Annotated in this window: 15 protein-coding genes; 9 read left to right on the top strand and 6 right to left on the bottom strand. The window is 72.8% G+C overall.

Going from position 1 to position 16,848, the window contains the following annotated elements:
• Positions 1–16: 16 nt before the first annotated feature.
• Together B9W62_RS30725 and B9W62_RS30720 are read right to left on the bottom strand one after the other, a co-directional pair.
• Complete coding sequence (locus B9W62_RS30725; protein ID WP_087810203.1) at positions 17–1,555, bottom strand: APC family permease; 1,539 nt, start codon at positions 1,553–1,555, stop codon at positions 17–19.
• A 55-nt stretch (positions 1,556–1,610) separates the two neighbouring features.
• Positions 1,611–2,561: a tetratricopeptide repeat protein gene (locus B9W62_RS30720; protein WP_179235756.1), complete on the bottom strand. Its 951-nt coding sequence runs from the start codon at positions 2,559–2,561 to the stop codon at positions 1,611–1,613.
• Positions 2,562–2,842: 281 nt separating this feature from the next.
• Between B9W62_RS30720 and B9W62_RS30715 the strand changes: the two genes are divergently transcribed.
• The 6 genes from B9W62_RS30715 (at position 2,843) to B9W62_RS30685 (ending at position 7,781) form a co-directional block, all read left to right on the top strand.
• The gene (locus B9W62_RS30715; RefSeq protein WP_087812177.1) at positions 2,843–3,736 is read left to right on the top strand and encodes a DMT family transporter; all 894 of its coding nucleotides are present in this window, start codon (positions 2,843–2,845) and stop codon (positions 3,734–3,736) included.
• Between the two features lie 36 nt (positions 3,737–3,772).
• Positions 3,773–4,315 (top strand): NUDIX hydrolase, encoded by a 543-nt coding sequence (locus tag B9W62_RS30710; protein ID WP_179235755.1) that lies wholly within the window; start codon positions 3,773–3,775, stop codon positions 4,313–4,315.
• 374 nt (positions 4,316–4,689) lie between these two features.
• Positions 4,690–5,082, top strand: coding sequence for a YidH family protein (locus B9W62_RS30700; RefSeq protein ID WP_087810201.1), 393 nt, complete (start codon positions 4,690–4,692; stop codon positions 5,080–5,082).
• 2 nt (positions 5,083–5,084) lie between these two features.
• Complete coding sequence (locus tag B9W62_RS30695) at positions 5,085–5,414, top strand: DUF202 domain-containing protein (RefSeq protein ID WP_087810200.1); 330 nt, start codon at positions 5,085–5,087, stop codon at positions 5,412–5,414.
• Between the two features lie 119 nt (positions 5,415–5,533).
• Positions 5,534–6,559: a phosphotransferase family protein gene (locus B9W62_RS30690; RefSeq protein ID WP_087810199.1), complete on the top strand. Its 1,026-nt coding sequence runs from the start codon at positions 5,534–5,536 to the stop codon at positions 6,557–6,559.
• 7 nt (positions 6,560–6,566) lie between these two features.
• Positions 6,567–7,781: an acyl-CoA dehydrogenase family protein gene (locus B9W62_RS30685; protein ID WP_087810198.1), complete on the top strand. Its 1,215-nt coding sequence runs from the start codon at positions 6,567–6,569 to the stop codon at positions 7,779–7,781.
• A gap of 60 nt (positions 7,782–7,841) precedes the next feature.
• Here the strand turns inward: B9W62_RS30685 and B9W62_RS30680 are convergent, their stop codons facing one another.
• From B9W62_RS30680 to B9W62_RS30670, 3 genes are read right to left on the bottom strand one after another with little or no spacing between them, the layout of a single operon-like run.
• Positions 7,842–8,435, bottom strand: coding sequence for a TetR/AcrR family transcriptional regulator (locus B9W62_RS30680; RefSeq protein WP_087810197.1), 594 nt, complete (start codon positions 8,433–8,435; stop codon positions 7,842–7,844).
• A gap of 34 nt (positions 8,436–8,469) precedes the next feature.
• Positions 8,470–10,140 carry a class I adenylate-forming enzyme family protein gene (locus tag B9W62_RS30675; protein ID WP_087810196.1) on the bottom strand — a complete coding sequence of 557 codons (1,671 nt, stop codon included), beginning with the start codon at positions 10,138–10,140 and terminating at the stop codon, positions 8,470–8,472.
• Positions 10,137–10,907: an SDR family oxidoreductase gene (locus tag B9W62_RS30670; protein WP_087810195.1), complete on the bottom strand. Its 771-nt coding sequence runs from the start codon at positions 10,905–10,907 to the stop codon at positions 10,137–10,139. Before B9W62_RS30670 ends, B9W62_RS30675 begins: the two co-directional genes overlap by 4 nt.
• A gap of 172 nt (positions 10,908–11,079) precedes the next feature.
• On the opposite strand from B9W62_RS30670, the gene B9W62_RS30665 reads away from it, so the two are divergent.
• Positions 11,080–12,342, top strand: a complete 1,263-nt coding sequence (locus B9W62_RS30665; RefSeq protein ID WP_179235754.1) for an exo-beta-N-acetylmuramidase NamZ family protein — start codon at positions 11,080–11,082, stop codon at positions 12,340–12,342.
• A 16-nt stretch (positions 12,343–12,358) separates the two neighbouring features.
• Here the strand turns inward: B9W62_RS30665 and B9W62_RS30660 are convergent, their stop codons facing one another.
• Complete coding sequence (locus tag B9W62_RS30660) at positions 12,359–15,169, bottom strand: penicillin acylase family protein (protein WP_179235753.1); 2,811 nt, start codon at positions 15,167–15,169, stop codon at positions 12,359–12,361.
• Between the two features lie 222 nt (positions 15,170–15,391).
• Here B9W62_RS30660 and B9W62_RS30655 point away from each other — a divergent pair, with 222 nt between their 5' ends.
• Positions 15,392–15,997, top strand: coding sequence for a hypothetical protein (locus B9W62_RS30655; protein ID WP_087810193.1), 606 nt, complete (start codon positions 15,392–15,394; stop codon positions 15,995–15,997).
• 105 nt (positions 15,998–16,102) lie between these two features.
• Positions 16,103–16,840 (top strand): 3-keto-5-aminohexanoate cleavage protein, encoded by a 738-nt coding sequence (locus B9W62_RS30650; RefSeq protein ID WP_179235752.1) that lies wholly within the window; start codon positions 16,103–16,105, stop codon positions 16,838–16,840.
• The last annotated feature ends 8 nt before the right edge of the window (positions 16,841–16,848 follow it).

Raw genomic sequence — 16,848 nt, 5'->3', positions numbered from 1 at the left:
CGTTCCCGGCCCGGCGTCAGGAGGACGCGGCCTTGTCCAGTTGGAACGCCTCGTTGCCCTGGCCGATGCGGGCGTGCCGTTCGGGGGCGCGGGAGCGCAGGAGCAGGCCCTGCACCACCCCGGCCAGCGCGGCGAGGCCGATGATGCCGGGCAGCACCCAGCTCAGGGCGGAGTCGGGTCCCGCGCCGACGAGGACGTCGAAGTCCTTGACCGTGTAACCGGCGATCACCAGCAGGGCGAGGCCCGCGACGGTGGAGGTGACCAGGCGTACGCCCTGGGCCCCGGCGGCCCCGCGCCGGACGAAGAAGGCCACGACGGAGAACGAGGCGGCGGCCATCAGCACGATCACGCCGAGGGCCCCGATGTTGCCGCCCCAGGTGAACAGGTGCAGTACGGGCTGGGTGGGGTCGCCGTTCGGCTTGTCGTCGGCGATCGCGAACCCGATGACGACGACCGCGGACACGGCGGTCTGGAGCAGCGAGCCGGTGCCGGGCGCTCCGCTGGTGCCGCTGGTCCGCCCGAAGGCGGCGGGCAGCAGGCCCTCGCGGCCCATGGCGAAGGCGTACCGGGCGACGACGTTGTGGAAGCTGAGCAGCGCGGCGAACATGCCGGTGACGAACAGGACGTGCAGCACGTCGGTGAAGGTGTCGCCGAGCCGTGACTCGGTCAGGAAGAAGAGCAGTCCGGCGCTCTGTTCCTGCGCGGTGCCGACGATCTTGTCGGGGCCGGTGGCCACGGTGAGGGCCCAGCTGCTGAGTGCGAAGAAGACGGCGACCCCGCCGACTGCCAGGAACATGACACGCGGGACCAGGACGTGCGGCCTGCTGGTCTCCTCGGCGTACACCGGCGCCTGCTCGAAGCCGAGGAAGGCGGCGATGCAGAAGCAGAGGGCGGTGCCGACCCCGGCGCCGGTCAGGGTGTCCGGGTTGAAGGCGTGCAGCGACAGCCCCTGGGCCCCCGGGTCGGTGACGGCGGCGATGTCGAACACCACCACCAGCACGACCTCGATGAGCAGCAGGACGCCCAGCACCCGCGCGTTGACGTCGATCTTCAGCCAGCCCAGCGCGCCGACCGCGAGGACGGCCAGGAGCGCGGGGATCCACCAGGCCACGTCGAGGTCGGCGTAGGTGGACAGCAGGCCGGAGACCTCGAAGCCGAAGATGCCGTAGATGCCGACCTGGAGGGCGTTGTAGGCGACCAACGCGACCAGGGCCGCGCCCGCGCCCGCGGTGCCGCCGAGTCCGCGGGAGATGTAGGCGTAGAAGGCGCCCGCGTTGTGGACGTGCCGGCTCATCTCCGCGTATCCGATGCTGAACAGGATCAGCACCACGCCCAGCACCACGAAGAGCAGCGGCTGTCCGACGATGCCCATGACCGCGAAGGTGGTGGGCATCACGCCCGCGACCACCATCAGCGGGGCGGTGGCGGCGAGCACGGACAGGAGAAGGCCCCCCGTGCCCAGCCGGTCGGCGCGCAGTGCGCGCTCCTCGCCCTTGAAGGTGCTGATGGCGCCACCGCTCGCGGATCTGCTCGTGCTCGAACTGTCCGTGGTCATCGCAGGACGTCCTTCTCTCTCATGGCTTTCGTGTGGGTGGTGTGCGTCGGGGCGGTCAGGCCGTGCCGAGCGCGCCCGCGCGGGCGGCACGGAAGGCGGAGAACGGATCGCGGTCCGGGTACGACCAGGGGGCCGGCGTGGCGTGCTCGCCGATGCGGTGGAAGAGGGCGGCCGCCTCGGCGCCGCGGCCCTCGCAGGACTTGGCGTGGGCGAGGAAGTTGAGATCGATCAGCCGGCGCGGGTGACCGTCCTGCTCCCACTCCAGCCACCAGTCGAAGGCCGCCTTCATCACCAGCCGGGCCCGTCGGCCCACCCAGTGGCCCGAGGCGCTCGGGTCGGGTGACTCGTGTCCGGCGGCGGCCAGCACGCGGTAGCGCTCGGCGTGCGCGACGACCGGGAGGATGGCCAGCGGGGAGTCCGCCGGGGCCTGCTCGGCGGCCCAGTTGGCGAAGTCGTACACCTCGTGCAGTGGGTCGGCGCCGCCGTCGCCGCCGCGCTCGGCGAGCCGGGCCACCATCAGGTGATGGGCGTGGTGGTGGTCGGCGTACCGTCCGCGCACCTCGTCGAAGACGCGGATGACGTCCTCGTCGGCGCCCAGGGAGCGCTCCAGCACGAGCAGGCCGAGCCAGGGCGTGGGGTCGTCCGGCACGAGAGCGGCGGCGTCCCGGCACGCCTCACGGACCCGTGCGGGCTTCTCCTTGCCGCGCAGGGCGCGGTGGACGAGGGCGAGGGCGAGCAGCACCGAGGCGTCGGCGGAGTCGGGTTCGGCCAGCAGCCACTCGCGGGCCCAGGGGGCGCAGTGGGACTCCTTGGCGAGCACCGCCACCCGGTGCCCCCTGCGGTCCCAGTCGTCACCCGTGTGGACGAGCAGGGAGCGGACGGACTGCCAGCGTCCCTGGGCCAAGGCGGCGCGTGCGGCGACGAGTTCGGCGTCGTCGAGGGCCTCGTCGAAGGCCTGGGCCGCACGTTTGCGGCCGCGGCCGAGGGGAGGCGGGGGTGGGGACACCGCGGAAAACTTCCTCACGCGACACGCTGGGTCGTCGTAGCCGGACTGCCATGACCGGATTGCCATGAACTGATCACGCACAGCAAACCGGCAGCCAAGGCTTGACGTCAAGAGGAATCAGCGCGTTACACGCGTCAACACACGTGACTCCAGGGGAAGTTGTCATTGATCATCCCTCCTCCCTCACCCCGAATGCGCCACTCGCCCGGCGCCCGCCTCCCACCCGCATTAGTGTCGTCCCCGACGCCCCCGTGACCCGACTGACGATCGAGGTACGCAGCGTGTCGGTTCTCGTTCTGGTTCTCGCCGTGTGCGCCGCCTGCTGTCTGGGTCTCGGTTTCGTCCTCCAGCAGAACGCGGCCGAGCGCGCCCCGCTCGGCGACTTCCTCTCGCCCCGCCTGCTGCTCGACCTGGTGCGGGTGCCGCGCTGGCTGGCCGGCATGGGGTTGATGGTGGCCGGTCTGGTGCTGGGCGCGCTGGCGCTGGGCGGCGGTGAACTGACCCTCGTCGAGCCCCTCCTGGCGACGAACCTCCTCTTCGCCCTCGCCCTCTCCCGCTTCCAGACCCGGCAGCCGCTGGGCCGCCAGGGCTGGGCCGGCCTCGCGCTGCTCGCGGGCGGGGTGACGGCGTTCATCCTGGCGGGCGAGCCGCGCGGGGGCAGTGCGGTGACCGACCCGCTGCGGCACTGGCTGATCGTCGGCGTGATGCTGGGCCTGGCTCTCCTGCTCACGCTGTGCGCCGGCCGCCTGCGGCTGACCTGGGGCCCGACGCTGCTGGCCCTGGCCGCCGGCCTCCTCTACGGGGTTCAGGACGCCTTGACCCGGGTCAGCGGCCGGCGCTTCTCGGCGGGCGGCTTCGCGGAACTGCTGACGGGCTGGCAGCCGTACGCCGTGGCGGTGCTCGGCGTCACGGGCCTGGTCCTGGTCCAGAGCGCCTTCGAGACGGCGCCCCTGCGCAGGTCGCTGCCCGCGCTGACGGCGGCCCAGCCGCTCGCGGGCATCGCCTGCGGGGTCGGCTTCCTCGGCGACCGGCTGCACACCGGCGCCGGGGCGCTCGCGTGGCAGGCGGGCGGCCTCGCGGCGGTCGTGGCGGGCATCGTCCTGCTGGGGATGCACCCGGCGATGCCGCAGGGCACGGGGGAGAGCGGGCGCGAACGGGCGCTGGAGCGGAGCTGACGCCGGGCCCGCCGGCGCATGGGCTTGTATGGGTGCATGAGTTCTGCTGACGAGATCCTGGACGTCGTCGACGAGCACGACCGTGTCGTCGGCCGGGCCCGGCGGGGCGACGCGTACGCCCGGGGGCTGCGGCACCGGTGCGTGTTCGTGTGGGCCCGGGACCCCGAGGGGCGGGTCTTCGTCCACCGCCGCACGGCGACGAAGCTGGTGTTTCCCTCGTTGTACGACATGTTCGTCGGCGGGGTGGTGGGCGCGGGCGAGTCCTACGACGACGCGGCGCTGCGGGAGGCGGAGGAGGAGCTGGGGGTGAGCGGGCTGCCGCGGCCGGAGTACCTGCTCAGGTTCCTGTACGACGACGGGGCCGGGCGGACCTGGTGGTCGGCGGTGTACGAGGTGCGGGTGGCGGGGGCGGTGTCTCCTCAGGTGGAGGAGGTGGCCTGGTACGGGTTCCTGCCGGAGGCGGAGCTGGAGGGGCGGCTCGGGGAGTGGGAGTTCGTGCCGGACGGCTTGTCGGCGTATGCGCGGCTGCGGGCTTGGCGGGGGTTCAGTGGACCGGCGTCGAGCGATGCCCCGGCGTGAGTCTGACCGCGGGGTGGGTCGCGTGGCCCGGCGCTTGCGGGGTGCCGCCGCGCCCACCCGTGCCGCCCCAGCGGCACGACTGCCCGCGGCGAGGGCGAGCCGCAGCCGCGTACGGCGGGAAGGGGACGTGTCGGGGGGTGTTCGCCCGCAGCGGTTGGCGCGTCAACGCCGCGCACCTCTGTAGCCGACCGATTCCGCGCCGTTCCGAGGACGAACACCCCCCGGCGCGGCCCCGACCCACAACCGAACGCACCGCGCACCGCGCACCGCGCACCCCCACCGAACCCGCACAGGCGCCGCAGGCATCGCGCGCACCCCCACCACCCCCACAGGCGCCGCAGGCATCCGCGACGGGCCCCGGATAGGGTCCCCAGGTGATCGATTTCGTGCGGAGCGTTCGGCTGTGGTTCTTGCCTGCGGAGGCGCGGCGGGAGGGAACCACCCCCGACTACCGGTTCTCGCTGGCCAACGAGCGGACGTTCCTGGCCTGGCTGCGTACCGCCCTCGCCCTGATCGGCGGCGGGTTCGCGGTGGACCAGTTCCTGCCCGACCTGCGCTGGGGCTGGCGGGTCGGGCTCGCGCTCGCGCTGCTCGTCGCCGGGGTGCTGTGCTCGCTGCGCGCCGTGAACCACTGGGCGCGCTGCGAACGCGCCATGCGCCGGGGCGAGGACCTTCCCGTCTCGCGCTTCCCGGCGCTGCTCAGCCTGGTCGTCGCCGTGGTCGCCGTGGTCATGGTCGTCGTGGTCCTCGTCGGCTGGGAGGGCTGAGCGTGAGCGGCGCCGACGCGGCACCCGCGGACCGCGACCCCGGCCTCCAGCCCGAGCGCACCCGGCTCGCCTGGCGCCGCACCACCCTGTCCGCCACGGTCGTCGCCGTACTCGCCGCGAAGACCGCGCTGCACGGCGGCGCGACGCCCGTCTCGGTACTCGCCGCCGTCCTGTGCTGCGCCCTCTGGCTGGCCTTCCTCCGGATCGCCCACGGCCGTATCGGCACCCTCGCCGCCGCGCACCGGCCCCGCGCCCTCGCCCCGCCGCTCGCCGCCGCCGCGGCCCTGTGCACGCTGGCCCTCGCCGTCTGCGGCGCGTTCCTCGTCCTCTGAGGCGGGAGACCCCGCAGGACCGGCCGTAACGCCGATCACGTTCCGCCCGCCCACTGGACGGCATACCGACCGGTCGGCATCATGTGTCGGGTACTGTTCACCCGCCCCTGGGAGTGACGATGAGCCCCGACCACCCGCCCGGACTCGATCTCGACCGGTTGCGCGTCCTGCTCGACCGCGAGCGGCCCGGCCTGGTGACCGGTCCGCTGTCCGGCCGGCTGATCGAGGGCGGACGGTCGAACCTCACCTACGCCGTCTCGGACGGCACCGCCCGCTGGGTCGTACGACGCCCGCCCCTCGGCCACGTCCTGGCCACCGCGCACGACATGAGACGCGAGCACCGCGTCATCGACGCCCTGTACCCGACCGACGTACCCGTGCCGCGCCCGGTGCTCCTGTGCGAGGACGAGGAGGTGCTGGGGGCGCCCTTCTACGTGATGGAGTTCGTGGAGGGCACCCCGTACCGCACCGCCGAACAGCTCGTCCCCCTCGGGCCCGAGCGCACCCGCGCCGCGGTACTGAACCTGGTCGACACGCTGGTCGGGCTGCACGCGGTGGACCCCGCCGCCGTGGGTCTCGCGGACTTCGGCCGCCCCGAGGGCTTCCTGGACCGCCAGCTGCGCCGCTGGGCCAAGCAGCTCGACGCCTCGCGCAACCGCGACCTGGCCGGCATCGACGAGCTGCACGCCACCCTCGGCCGGGAGCTGCCCCGCTCCCCCGCCCCGACGGTCGTGCACGGCGACTACCGCCTCGACAACGTCCTGATCGGCGGCGAGGACGACGAGATCCGGGCGGTCCTCGACTGGGAGATGTCCACGCTCGGCGACCCGCTGACCGACCTGGGCCTGCTGGTGATGTACAGCAGCCCGCTGGGCATGCCCGACTCCCCCGTCTCCACCACCGCCCAGGCCCCCGGCCACCCCGCCCCCGCCGAGCTGGTCGAGCGGTACGCCGCCCGCTCGGAGCGCGACGTCTCCACGGTCGCCTGGTACACGGCGTTCGCGTGGTTCAAGCTCGCCGTGATCCTGGAGGGCATCCACTACCGCTACACGCTGGGCCAGACGGTCGGCCGCGGCTTCGACCGCATCGGCGACCTCGTCCCCGTCTTCATCGAGCACGGCCTGACCACCCTTCAGAAGGGCTGACCCCGTCATGGACTTCGCGTACGACGCACGCACCGAGGAACTCCGCGCCAGGCTGCTCGCCTTCATGGACGAGTACGTCTACCCGGCCGAGCAGGTCGCCCACGAGCAGCGCGCCCGACTGGCCTCCCCGTGGGACACCCCGCAGGTCGTCGAGGACCTGAAGGCCGAGGCCCGCCGCCAGGGCCTGTGGAACCTCTTCCTCCCCGACGCCGAGCACGGCGCCGGTCTGACCAACCTCCAGTACGCCCCGCTCGCCGAGATCACCGGCCGCAGCCCGCAGCTGGCGCCGACGGCGACGAACTGCGCGGCCCCCGACACCGGGAACATGGAGGTGCTGGCCCAGTTCGCCGACGCGGCGCAGCAGAAGCAGTGGCTTCAGCCGCTGCTCGCCGGCGAGATCCGCTCGGCGTTCGCGATGACCGAACCGGACGTGGCCTCCTCCGACGCCACCAACATCACGACGCACATCGAGCGCGACGGCGACGAGTACGTCGTCACGGGCCGCAAGTGGTACATCTCCGGGGCGATGAACCCGGACTGCAAGATCTTCATCGTGATGGGCAAGACGGACCCGGACGGCGCCGACATCCGCCGCCAGCAGTCCATGGTGCTGGTCCCGCGCGACACGCCCGGCGTGACCGTCAACCGGGCGATGCAGGTCTTCGGCTACGCGGACCACTACCACGGCGGCCATGCCGAGGTGACCTTCGACCACGCGCGCGTGCCGGTGACGAACCTGATCGGCGAGGAGGGCGGCGGCTTCGCCATCGCGCAGGCCCGGCTCGGTCCGGGGCGCATCCACCACTGCATGCGGCTGATCGGCATGGCCGAGCGCGCGATCGAGCTGATGTGCCGCCGTGCGGTCTCCCGCGAGGCCTTCGGCAAGGCGCTGGCCCAGCAGGGCGTGGTCCACAACTGGATCGCGGACGCCCGGGTCACCGTCGAGCAGCTGCGGCTGCTGGTGCTGAAGACCGCCTGGCTGATGGACACCGTCGGCAACCGGGGCGCCCACACCGAGATCCAGGCCATCAAGATCGCCACGCCTCGCGCGGTGGTCGACATCATCGACCGGGCGATCCAGTTGCACGGCGCCGGGGGCGTGAGCCAGGACTTCCCGCTGGCCGAGCTGTACGCGGGGGCGCGGACGCTGATGATCGCCGACGGCCCCGACGAGGTCCACCAGCGCTCGCTGGCCCGGCGGGAGATCAAGAAGTACCTGTGACGGAGGCGCCCCCGGGGGATCCCCCGGGGGCACGGCACGGCACGTCACCTCACGGAAGCGTCAGGGCCGCAGGGCCCGCAGCAGCAGGTCGGCCAGGTGGTCGGCGACCTCCTGCGGGCTGAGCGGCCCGTTCGGCCGGTACCAGGTGGACAGGTGGTGGATGGACCCGAAGTGGTAGTCCACCACCAGGTCGGCCGGGGTCTCCTTGGTGAAGACGCCGGTCCGCTGCCCCTCCTCGATCAGCGCGCGGAAGCGCTCGTGGTAGCGGCGGCGCTCGGCGCGCACCTGCTTGTTCTTCTCCGGGCTGAGCTGGTGCATGGAGCGGAAGAAGATCGACGCGTCGTCGAGGTTGTCGATGGTGGTGACGACGACGTCGGCCGCCGCGTCCCGCACCCGCTTCTCGACCGGCTCGTCGGCGTCCGCGAAGGCGTCCAGGCGTTCCTGCTGGAGGCGCAGCACGCGCGCGTACACCTCGTGCAGCAGGTCGTCCTTGGAGCCGAAGTAGTGGTAGAGCGCCCCCTTGGTGACGCCTGCCGCCTCGACGATCTCCTGTACCGAGGTGCGGTCGTAGCCCTGCTCGGCGAAGAGCCGGGTGGCGGCGGCCAGGAGCCGCTGCGGCACCGGAGTGCCGTCCCCGTCCGTGGTCCTGGGCACTGCCGTCACCTGCCTTTCCTTTTTCACTGTCCGTTCACTGCTGCGTCCCGTGGTGACTGGAACGCAGTTCCCGACGGAGGATCTTCCCACTCGCCGTCTTCGGCAAGTCGGGCAGGATCTCCACCTGGCGCGGGTATTTGTAGGCGGCCAGTCTCTCCTCGCAGTACGCGACGAGGGCGTCCGGGTCCGTGGCGGCGCCCGGCCGGAGGCTGATGTAGGCCTTGACGGTCTCCCCGCGGTACCCGTCGGGCACGCCGACGACGGCGGCCTCGCGCACCGCGGGGTGGGTGTAGAGCACGTCCTCGACCTCGCGCGGCCAGACCTTGAAGCCGGAGGCGTTGATCATGTCCTTCTTGCGGTCGACGACGTAGAGCCAGCCCTGGGCGTCCATGAAGCCGATGTCCCCGGTGCGCAGTTCGCCGCCGGGGAAGGTCTCGGCGGTGGCGTCCGGGCGGCGCCAGTAGCCGGGGACGACCTGGGGGCCGCTGACGACGATCTCGCCCTGCTCGCCGAAGGGGACGTCCGCGCCCAGCTCGTCGACGATCCGCACCACGGTCTCGGGTCCGGGCACGCCGACCGCGAGGGTCCCGGAGACCGGGTCCACCGGGGCCTCCAGGTGCGGCGGTACCGAGGCGCAGGGCGCGGTGCACTCGGTGAGTCCGTAGCCGTTGCGGATGTACGGGCCGAAGCCCGCGCGGAACTTCTCCACCAGGGCGGGCGGCAGCGGGGCGCCGCCCGAGGAGATGTTCGCGAAGGACGCGAAGTGCTCCCGGGTGACCGAGGGGTGGGCGGCGAGCGCCATGAAGGCCGTGGAGGGGCCGACCGTGTAGTGCGGCCGGTGCTCGGCGAACGCGTCCAGGACGACGCCCGCCTCGAAGCGGTACGCCAGGACGAGCGTGCCCACGCTGTTCAGGCAGGCGCCGAACTCGCAGACCATGCCGGTGATGTGGAACAGCGGCGCCAGCGCGAAGTAGACGGGCGCCGGGGGCAGGCCGAGCCCGGTGCGCTGCCGCTCGGCGTTGTACATGATGTTGCGGTGGGTGTTGGCGGCGCCCTTGGGCGTGCCGCTGGTGCCCGAGGTGTAGCTGATGAGCGCGGTGTCGCCGGGCTCCGGGTCGCGGCCCTCGGGTGCCCGGTGACCGGCGCGGGCCACCGCCGCGAGGTCGTCGGCGTCCGGGGCGTCCGGCAGCCGCTCGAAGGTCAGCACGCGCGCGTCCCGGCGGGTCTGGAAGTCCAGCTCGCACCCCGTGAGTACGATCCGCACCGGCGAGTCGGCGGCCGTCTCGCGCAGGTACGACTCCCAGGCCCGGTCGGAGCAGATCAGCGCGGCCGCCTCGCCGTCCCGCAGGACGTGGCCGACCTCCCCCGACTTGTACATCGGGTTGACGGGCACGACGACCGCGCCCGCCTTCCAGGCGCCCAGCACGGCGAGCACGAAGTGCGGGGAGTTCTGGAGCAGGACGGCGACCCGGTCGCCGCGCTCCAGGCCGCGCGCGGCGAGGTGCCCCGCGACGGAGTCGCTCAGCTCGTCCACCTCGCGGTAGGTGAGGCGGCCGTCGAAGTAGGCGAGGAAGACGCGGTCGGGTGCCTCGGCGGCCGCCCGGCGCAGGGCGTGCACCAGGGAGGCGTCGGGGTCGAGCGGGGCCTTCTGCGCGTCGGTCAGCAGGCCGAGCCAGGGCTTGGCGGCGTAGCGGGAGCCGGTCATCGGGCCGTCGCCTCCTCCCACTGCCGCTGGAGCCGGTTCATGCCGTGCAGCCAGCGGTCGGGTTCGGTGGCGCGGGCCTGGTAGTACTCCGCCACCTCGGGGTGCGGCAGGATCAGGAAGCGGTCCTCCTCGATGCCCTTGAACAGGGCGTCCGCGACGTCCTGCGGCTCGATCGCGGTGGGCTGGAGCACCAGGTCACCCGCGCTGCCGCTCGCGGTGAGCATGTCGGTGCGCACCCCTTGCGGACAGATGGCGTGGACCTTGACCCCGCGGTGGCGGTACGTCAGGGACAGCCATTCGGCGAAGGCGTACGCGCCGTGCTTGGTGACGCTGTAGGGGGCGGCGCCGATCATGGTGAGCAGCCCGGCGGCCGAGACGGTGGAGACGAAGCGGCCGCTGCCGCGCTCCAGCCAGTCGGGGAGCAGCTCGTGGGCCGCCCGCACGTGGGCCATGACGTTGACGTCCCAGGCGAGTGCCCAGACGGCCTCCGCCGCGGCCTCCGAACCGCCGGAGCCGACGCCCGCGTTGGCGCAGTACACGTCGACCCTGCCGCCCAGCGCGTCGCGGGCCTCGGCGACGATCGCGGAGGCGTCGCCGGGAACGGCGATGCCGCCGATCTCGTCGGCGACGGCCTTCGCCCGGCCGGCGTCCAGGTCGTTGACGACGACCCGGGCCCCCTCGGCGGCGAAGCGGCGGGCCAGCGCGGCTCCGATGCCGCCTCCCGCCCCGGTGACGACGACTCCGGCGTCCTGCACGGCTTCCACCATCGGTCTCCTTCGACACGGCTCGGGCACGGCTCGCTCCCCGTTGCAGCGCCAGACTAACCAGTCGGTATGTCGTACGGAAGAGGCGAACCGCGGTCTACTCCATTCCCCGGGCGCCGGGGTGCGGGTTAGCGTGCGTGCGCATGACACCCGCCGCGATCACGGAGGTCACCGCATGACGCTGTCCAGACGGAACCTGCTCGCCACGACGGCCGCGGTGGCGGCCGGCACCACGGCCGCCACCGCGTCGGCGGGCCCGGCGCAGGCCGCGCCCGCCGGGCACGGGGGCCGCCGGCTGCGCACCGGCTTCGAGCGCCTCGCCGACGGCGGCTACGCCCCGCTCGACGGGCAGAAGGTCGGCATCGTCACCAACCCGACCGGCATCACCCGGGACGTGCGCCACATCGTCGACGTCATGCACGCCGACGCCCGGGTGAACCTGACCGCCGTCTTCGGCCCCGAGCACGGCTTCCGCGGTACGGCGCAGGCGGGCGGCTCCGAGGGCCGCTACGACGACCCCGCGACCGGGCTGCCGGTCTACGACACGTACCTGAAGAGCGGGCAGCCGCTCGCGGACGTGTTCACGGCGTCCGGGGTGGACACCGTCGTCTTCGACATCCAGGACGTGGGGGCGCGCTTCTACACGTACATCTGGACGCTGTTCGACTGCATGGAGGCGGCCTCGCTCGCGGGGAAGCGGTTCGTGGTCCTGGACCGGCCGAACCCGGTGACCGGGCGGGCGGCCCTCGGCCCGGTCCTGCACGAGGAGTTCGCGACCTTCGTCGGCCGGCAGCCGATCGCGCAGGCGCACGGCATGACGGTCGCCGAGCTGGCCCTGCTCTTCAACGGCGAGTTCCTGACGTCGCCGGTGCCGCTGGAGACGGTGACGATGTCGGGCTGGAAGCGCTCGGAGTTCTTCGACGCCTCCGGGCTGCCCTGGGTGCCGCCGAGCCCGAACATGCCGACGCCGGAGTGCGCGCTGGTGTACTCGGGGACCTGTCTGTTCGAGGGCACGAACCTGTCCGAGGGCCGCGGCACGACCCGCCCGTTCGAACTGCTGGGCGCCGAGGGCGTCGACGGGGGCTGGGCCGCCGCCGCCAACGACCTCGGCCTGCCGGGTGTGCGGTTCAGGGAGGCGTACTTCGCGCCCACCTTCTCCAAGTTCCAGGGGAAGACCGTCGGCGGTGTGCAGCTCCATGTGCACGACCGGGCCGCGTTCGACCCGGTGCGCACCGGCATCGCCCTCCTGGTGACCGCCAAGCGGACCTGGGAGGGCTTCGCCTGGCGGTCGGACAACTGGATCGACAAGCTCACCGGGTCCACGCAGGTGCGCACGATGATCGACGCGGGCGCGGACACCGACGAGGTGGTGGCCGGCTGGGAGGCGGAACTGGCGGCGTTCCGCAGGACGCGCCGCCAGTACCTGCTCTACCGGTGAGCTGCCGGCCGGCCGGTCACCGGTGGGACGTGAACTCCACGACCTGCTGGTAGGTCGGCCGGTTCTGCCAGCTGATGCCGCCGTGCTTGATGCCGCCGAGGGTGCGGTGGATCACCGAGTCGGCGCACCACTGGTCCCCCGCCGAGCAGCTGTCGTCGCCGGGATAGACCTGGGCGGCCGTGCGGCCCGCCGCCTCCTTCAAGGTGGAGACCAGGGTGTCCCGGCAGGCGGCGAGGTCGCCGTCGCCGCAGTACGGGTGCGCGAGCGGGCCCTCGACGGACTCGCCGAGCACGGACCGGATGTCCTTGTCGACATAGCTCCACCAGCCGTACTGGAAGGCGCTGCCGGCGTGCGCGCCGGTCGGACCGTGGGCGGCGGACGGGGACTCGTCGACGGGCAGGTTGCGGGTGAAGGCGGTGTACAGGCCGGCGCCGAGGCCCGGTTCGAACTCGGCCTTGACCAGCAGGGGCCACCAGGCGTCCAGGGTGCGGATCGCGTCGGCGTGGGCGTACTTCCTGGAGCCCGCCGAGGTCTCGGTGCGCAGGCCGCCGCCCTGCGACAGCCACGCCTTCAGCCGGTCCACGGCGGCCTTCGCCGCCGGGTCGGTCACCGGTGCGGACTCGACCACCTTCAGCAGGTCGGGGACGACGTCCTCGGCGCGCAGGTCGGCGAGGCCCGCCTCGGCCATGGCCTTGACCAGCGCGGTGCGGGTGACGCCGCCTTCGGCGACCAGCTTCTTCACCCGGTCGTCGAGGAGGTTGCCGCGGTGGACGGAGCCGTTGCCCCAGGAGGCGGCGGGGTAGCCCTTGGCCTGCTTGTTGTTCCAGGAGATGTAGTAGTCCTGGTCCACCGACTGCGGGTGGGCGGACGCACCGGTGTACCGGGCGGTGTTGTCGGCCGGGTCCCAGCTCTGCCACTCGTACGCGGGCCGGGCCCAGACCGGGAACTCGGCGTCGACGCCGTTCGCGCGCAGCGGGTTGTCGCCGCTGTTGTAGTAGGCGGTGTGCTCGGAGTCGGCGTAGAACCAGTTGAAGGTGTAGTTGATGTGCTGGACGGCGCCCTGGAAGCGCTCCGGGCTGTTGAGGTACTCCGGGTCGTTCAGCATCTGGAAGCCGATGATGGAGTCGGCCTCGTGCAGGTAGGAGGAGCGCAGGGTGGTGTAGGCGACCTTCTTGCCGCCGACCGTGGCGCGGGACTCGACCGGGCCGTACTTGGTGCGCCAGACGCGCATCGTGTAGGAGCCGGCCGCGGTGGAGTCGGCGACGGTCGGCTTCCAGGCGTTGTGCCGCTCGACCTTCTCCATCGGCGTGCAGGTGCCGCGGTAGAGGTAGTGGTAGTCGTCCTGGCACAGCTCGACCGCGTAGGTGTCGATGATGTCCTGGCCCGAGGTGGTGGCGCTCCAGGCGTAGTCCTGGCCGCGGCCGAGTTCGACGTACATGCTCAGGCCCGCGAAGGAGGCGCCGCGGGCGCTGATGCCGGGGCCCTGGATCTCCTGGAGCATGAGCAGCTGCGGGGCGAAGTAGCCGGTCTGCGGTCCGAAGACGGCGACCGGGTGGCCGCTCGCGGTGTGCTCGCCGCTGACGACGAGGGCGTTGGACATGCCGCGCCGCGCCGAGGTCACCGCCGCTTCCGCGGACTTGGCGGAGGCGCCGGTCGCGCCCGCCGCGCCGGCGCTGCCCGTACGGTCGTACACCAGCGGTTCCGGCTCGACCGACCCGGCGTCGGGCAGGGCGCGGCCCTGCGGGTCGTCCGGGGTGGGCAGGTACGGGAAGCTGCCGTCCTGCTGGGTGAGGACGGCCTCGGGGTCGTTGCGCTGGCGGAAGGACTCCCAGACCTTCGTGCCCTCGGTGACGCCGTACTTCTCCTGGGCGGCCAGGAGGGACAGCGCGTTGTTGACCTCGCCGCCGCCTCCGGCGCCGAAGAGGGAGCCGATGACGGAGGCCAGCGCGATCAGGTCGGTGCGCTTGAAGCGTTCGATGGTGCCGGCGTTGGTGATGGCGTCCTTGTGGCCGGTCAGCACGTACTCGCCGGGGAAGTAGCGGCCCTTGTCGGAGGCGTCGATGTAGGCGTTGACACCGGCGACGTAGGCGTCCACGTCGGCCAGGGCCAGCTCGCCGCGCTCACCGGCCTTGGCGGCCGCGCTCTCGATCTGCGCCTCCAGGTCGTCCTCGGTGTAGGGGGCGCTGCGCCAGAACTGCTGCTCCAGACCCTGGTTGGCGGGGGCGCCGCCGGCGAAGGGGGTCAACTGGCCGCGTCCCACGTGCCGGAAGAGGTCCATGAGCCACAGCCGGTCCTGGGCCGCGGCGTATCCGGCGCCGAACTCGGTGCCGTAGCGGGTGGTGCCGGTGATGTGCGGCACGCCGGTCTTCTTGTCGCGGACGATGGTGACGTCGTCGCGTCCGGCGGGGCGGACGGTGGAGGCGACCTGGCCGGCCGGGACGCCGAAGGAGGCGTCGTTGAAGAAGGTGTTGATCTTGTCGTTGGTGAGGCCGGTGTAGCCGGTGGCGAGGCTCGCGTAGGGGCCGAGCTGGTCCTCGGCATGCGCGGGCTGGGTGCCGAACGCCTGGTTGAGGAGGATCTGGGCCAGGGTGGCGTTGCCGTTCTGGCCGGGCGGCAGGATGTCGGAACACTGGCCGCCGCAGTGGTCGTTGGCGGCGGCTTCGGCGGCCGTGACCTCGGCGTTCGTCTCTCCGGCGGCCAGCGCCGGGGAAAGCGGTGACAAAAGTCCGGCAATGAGGGCGCATACGGATGCGGTCTTCAGGAACCCGTGGAAGCCGCGGGGAGTTCTCAGTCTGTCGAGGGCGTTGCGTGGGGTGCGCCGTGGCATGGCAGCTCCTCCCGACGGGGGTGTGGCGGGACGTTACCGCCGGTATCCCCGAGTGGGAAGGTGAACATGCGTCACTTTTTGGGAGCGGGTGGATCGGCTTATGGGGGGCATCGGAAATCGGATGGAGCCGAATCGGTTGTCGATACGTCTATTCGGCGACGTCCGTACGACGACGCCGAAATGACCCAAGTGCAGGTGCAGGTGTGACGGAGGTGCAGGGCGATGGCCGGTTTCCGAAGTCTGGCGAGACAGGTCCGCGATCCACGGTGCGACCTGGCGCTGCGGCGCTATTCGCTGCGCAAGTGCCTTGAGCGTTTCGCCCCTTATGGGCACAGGGCGACCTGGGACCATCTCTGCTCCCGGGCCGGGTTCGGTCCCGAGGACCGCTCCCCCGACCCAGCGCGGCTCGTGGCCGCACTGGAGGAGCTGGAGGAGGCGCGTTCGGTGTGGCTGGCCTACGAGGTCGAGTTCGCCGAGCGGCGCAGGAAGGAGAAGCACGACGGGCTGCGCAGGCCCGGCAGCGTGGACGACTGGCACCGGCTGACCTGGGGCGGGTTCGGGGTGGCCTGGTGCGACGACCCCCGGGTCCATCCCGACGGGCCGCTGGCGGAGGTGCTGCGCCGGCTGATCACGGCGCTGGAGCGTGAGCCGGGCTCGGGGTGCCCGGTGTGCGACGGGGAGCGCCTCGTCTGGAAGTACGACCTGGACCACGAGCCCTCGACGGGCCCCGTCTGCACGGACTGCGGCATCCTCGTGCCGCGGCCCGTCCTCACTCCCGCGGCGCGCGCGGACGCCCGGCGGGGCCGCCGGTTGCTGATGTCGGCGTAACCGGCCACGGGGGTGCGCCGGGGATGCCGCACCCCCGGTGTCCGGTACGGCGGTACGGCACCGGGTCCGGCGGGCGCTGTCAGTGGCGCCCGGCACCATGGGGGGATGGTGCAGCTGTGTGTGAACGGGGCGCGGGGAGGCGCCGACGGCGCGGTGGTGCCTCTGTCGCCGGAGGCGGTCGCGGACTCGGTGGCCGAGGCGGTCGCCGCCGGGGCCACGGACGTCCATGTCCACCCGAAGACCCCGTGCGGCCGGGACACGCTGTCCGCGCGTGTGCTGGCGGCGACGCTGGAGGCGGTCAGGGCGCGCGTCCCGGCGTCGGTGCCGGTCGGCGTCACGACGGGTGCCTGGGCCGAACCCGGCCCCGCTGCCCGGGTGGCGCGGATCCGGAGCTGGACGGTGCTGCCCGACCACGCCTCCGTCAACTGGCACGAGCCGGGCGCCGAGGAGACGGCCGCCGCCCTGATCGAGCGCGGGGTGGGCGTGGAGGCGGGCGTCTGGTCCGGCACGGACGGCGCGGCCCGGTTCCTGCGCTCACCGCTCGGGCCGAAGGTGCTGCGGGTACTGGCGGAGGTCACGGACACCGACCCGGCGACGGCGCCGGACTCGGCGCGCGCCCTGCTGTCCGGCCTCGGTCCGGCCCACGGCCGCCCGGTCCTGCTGCACGGCGAGGACGGCGGCGCCTGGCCGGTGCTGCGGCTGGCCGGCCGGCTGGGCCTGGCGACCCGGATCGGCCTGGAGGACACCCTGTTCCTGCCGGACGGCGGCCGGGCGGCCTCCAACGCGGCCCTGGTCACCGCGGGCCTGAGGGAGTGGTCCTCGGTGCGCCGGGGCGAACACTGACGACCGGG

Source organism: Streptomyces sp. CS113 (assembly GCF_002188365.1).
Taxonomy (GTDB): domain Bacteria; phylum Actinomycetota; class Actinomycetes; order Streptomycetales; family Streptomycetaceae; genus Streptomyces; species Streptomyces tendae.
Note: the sequence above shows the minus strand (reverse complement) of the source record. Positions and strands in the feature narration are given on the sequence as shown.

What these genes read in the sequence shown, in the direction of transcription:
- B9W62_RS30725 (WP_087810203.1), bottom strand. Translation starts at nt 1,555, where the DNA reads ATGACCACGGACAGTTCGAGCACGAGCAGATCCGCGAGCGGTGGCGCC.
- B9W62_RS30710 (WP_179235755.1), top strand. Translation starts at nt 3,773, where the DNA reads ATGAGTTCTGCTGACGAGATCCTGGACGTCGTCGACGAGCACGACCGT.
- B9W62_RS30690 (WP_087810199.1), top strand. Translation starts at nt 5,534, where the DNA reads ATGAGCCCCGACCACCCGCCCGGACTCGATCTCGACCGGTTGCGCGTC.
- B9W62_RS30685 (WP_087810198.1), top strand. Translation starts at nt 6,567, where the DNA reads ATGGACTTCGCGTACGACGCACGCACCGAGGAACTCCGCGCCAGGCTG.
- B9W62_RS30675 (WP_087810196.1), bottom strand. Translation starts at nt 10,140, where the DNA reads ATGACCGGCTCCCGCTACGCCGCCAAGCCCTGGCTCGGCCTGCTGACC.
- B9W62_RS30670 (WP_087810195.1), bottom strand. Translation starts at nt 10,907, where the DNA reads ATGGTGGAAGCCGTGCAGGACGCCGGAGTCGTCGTCACCGGGGCGGGA.
- B9W62_RS30665 (WP_179235754.1), top strand. Translation starts at nt 11,080, where the DNA reads ATGACGCTGTCCAGACGGAACCTGCTCGCCACGACGGCCGCGGTGGCG.
- B9W62_RS30660 (WP_179235753.1), bottom strand. Translation starts at nt 15,169, where the DNA reads ATGCCACGGCGCACCCCACGCAACGCCCTCGACAGACTGAGAACTCCC.
- B9W62_RS30655 (WP_087810193.1), top strand. Translation starts at nt 15,392, where the DNA reads ATGGCCGGTTTCCGAAGTCTGGCGAGACAGGTCCGCGATCCACGGTGC.
- B9W62_RS30650 (WP_179235752.1), top strand. Translation starts at nt 16,103, where the DNA reads ATGGTGCAGCTGTGTGTGAACGGGGCGCGGGGAGGCGCCGACGGCGCG.